We start from the raw sequence: 2,452 nt of genomic DNA on the forward strand, positions 1-2,452 counted from the left end.
CCCCGCAGCCGCTCCGCGCTGTCGCCGCGGCGCGGCCGGCACGCGGGACCATGGCCGGGCGCATAGCGCGCCGCCTCGGCCGGGCGCGGCCGGCGCGCGGAGGATGGCGCCTGCGACACTGGCCCGTCTCTCGCTGCCCGAAGCGGCCGCCGGGATGCGACGACGGCGCGGCCATGCGCCCTCATGCTACGAGAGGCGCATGCCGGACACCGTCGCAACCCTCCCGCGCGAGGCCATCCACCTGCCCTTCGAGGCCGGGCCCTTCCGCATGGCCATCGGCCTGCTCGCCTGCCCCGAGGCCGAGTGGTTCGAGCTGGACGAGCACTACCCTGCCGAGATGGCGGAACGCCGTGACCTCCTCGCCACCCGCCATGACGAGGTCTTCGCCGCCATCCCGGAAAGCGCCGCGGCGCGCGCAGAATGCCTGGCGCTGGTCGCCGACCACCTGCCGCGCCACCACCCCGCCTGGTTCCGCCGCGCCGGCGACCGCCTGTACAACGCCCTGACCGGCGAGGATTGGGACCTCGCCGCCCCGCCCTGCGACCCGCTCGAACTCGCGGGCCGCCTGGTGCAGGAGGATCTCTGCCTGATCCGGCCGGAGGCAGCCGGCGCGGTGCTGGAAGCCGCCATCCTCTGCGCCCCCAGCCGCTGGAAGCTGGCCGAGAAGATCGGCCATCCGCTGGTGCAGGTGCATGCGCCGGTACCCTTCTATGCCGAACGGCTGGGCGCGCCGGTGGACCGCTTCATGCGCCACCTGAAGGATGGCCGCATCGCGTTGCGGCGGAACTGGTCCGTCGTCGACAGCCCGGCGCTGTTCCAGCCCGGCGGCAAGCACCGCACGGCGCGGGACCCCGACATCACGCCGGCGAATGCGGGAGAACGCCTGCACCTGCGCACGGAGCGCCAGACCTTCCGCCGGCTGCCCGCTACCGGCCGCGTCCTGTTCGGCATCCGCGTCCACAGCACGCCGGTGGCGCGCATCGCCGCCATGCCCGGCGCCTCGGCGCGGCTTGCCGCCGCGGTGCGCGCGCTGCCGGAGGAGATGGGCCGCTACAAGAGCCTGCCCGTCTACCGCGCCGCGCTGCTCGCGCATCTCGACGCCGTCCCCGCCGCTTGACCCAGGTCAAGGAAGGGCACGGCACCCCGCCGCGATGCTGGCCACCGGAGCCTGCCCCCTGCCGCCGCCATCCGCGCGTCCCGCATGGCCAGGCCCGACACCTGCGGAAGATGCGGATGGCACGAAGGCACAGTCCCGGTGGCGAAGGCCGCCGCCAGGGTCACCGCTGCCGCGGGCCCGACCGCGCATGAGCCCGCCCGGCACCGGCGCCATCACCTTCACGCTCGGCGTGGCGGAAGGGCGCGTGGCGAAGCTGCGCCTCGCATCCGCCCGGCCGCAGGCGATCGGCGCGATGCTGGCCGGCCGGCCGCAGGCGGATGCGCTGGCGATGCTGCCCCGCCTGTTCCCGCAGGGCGGGGAGGCGCATGCCGCCGCCGGCCGCGCCGCGCTGCTGCGCCGGCCGGTGCCGCCGGGGGAACAGCGCCGGGTGCTGGCGGAAGCGCTGGACCATCACGGCCGGAACGCGCTGCTGGCCTGGCCGCGGCTGCTGAACGAGGCGCCGCGGGAGGACGCGCTGGAGGCGCTGCAGCGCGCCAGCGCCGCGTTGCGCGACGGCCCGCCGGCGGTGCGCCAGGCGTCGCTGGCCAGGATGCGGGACCTGCTGGCCGGGGAGGACCTGCTGCCGCCCGAGGATATCGAGGCCTGGGCGGCGCGCGGCCGCAGCCCGACGGCGCGGCTGCTGGGCGCGGTGCTGGACCGCGGCTGGGCCGGCTTCGGCGCCACCCCGCCCGGCCTGCGGGAGGCCGGGCCGGTGCTGGACGCGGCGGGAGACGCCCGGCTGGACGCGCTGCGGGCGCGGCACGGCAACGGGCTGCTGTTTGCGCTTCGCCCGGCGGGCCCTGGCGCTGGGCGCGCTGCCGGACCGGCTGGCGGCGCTTCTGGCGGCCGAGCCGGAGCCTTCCGGCCCCGCCCCCGACGGCATCGGGGAAGGCCGGGCGGAAACCGCGCATGGCGCCCTGCGCCACCGCGTGCAGCTGGCGGGCGGCCTGGTCTGGGACTGGGAGATCGCCGTGCCGGCCGACCGGAATTTCCACCCGGAGGGCCCGGCGGCGAAGGGACTGCTCGGCGCCGTGGCGGGGCCGCATCTGGCCGGCGCCGCGGCCTGGCACTTGGCCGCCTTCGATCCCGGCATGCCCACCGCCATCCGCATCGTCGCCGCCGCCGAGATCTGACGCCGGCCCGGGCCATGGCCGGGGATGGTTCGACCGGACCGACAGGGATAGGTGCCCGGCGCGGCGCCGGCTGCGGCCGCGCGGCCATGGGCCCAGGCCGCCGCCGCCGGCCGGGACCACCGGCAGGACAGCATCCGGGCGGCCGGGGCGCCCGGCCCGGCCA

The 2,452-nt window shown here is 77.5% G+C and carries 2 protein-coding genes; both read left to right on the forward strand.

What is annotated here, in order from left to right; translation table 11 throughout:
• Positions 1–199: 199 nt before the first annotated feature.
• On the forward strand, positions 200–1,117 hold the full coding sequence (locus tag E2C05_RS30995; protein ID WP_133223459.1) for a heme-dependent oxidative N-demethylase family protein: 918 nt from the start codon (positions 200–202) through the stop codon (positions 1,115–1,117).
• An 818-nt stretch (positions 1,118–1,935) separates the two neighbouring features.
• Positions 1,936–2,289, forward strand: a complete 354-nt coding sequence (locus tag E2C05_RS35310; RefSeq protein WP_133223460.1) for a hypothetical protein — start codon at positions 1,936–1,938, stop codon at positions 2,287–2,289.
• Positions 2,290–2,452 lie beyond the last annotated feature (163 nt).

Origin of the sequence: Paracraurococcus ruber, assembly GCF_004353985.1 — a bacterium.
Classification (GTDB): domain Bacteria; phylum Pseudomonadota; class Alphaproteobacteria; order Acetobacterales; family Acetobacteraceae; genus Paracraurococcus; species Paracraurococcus ruber.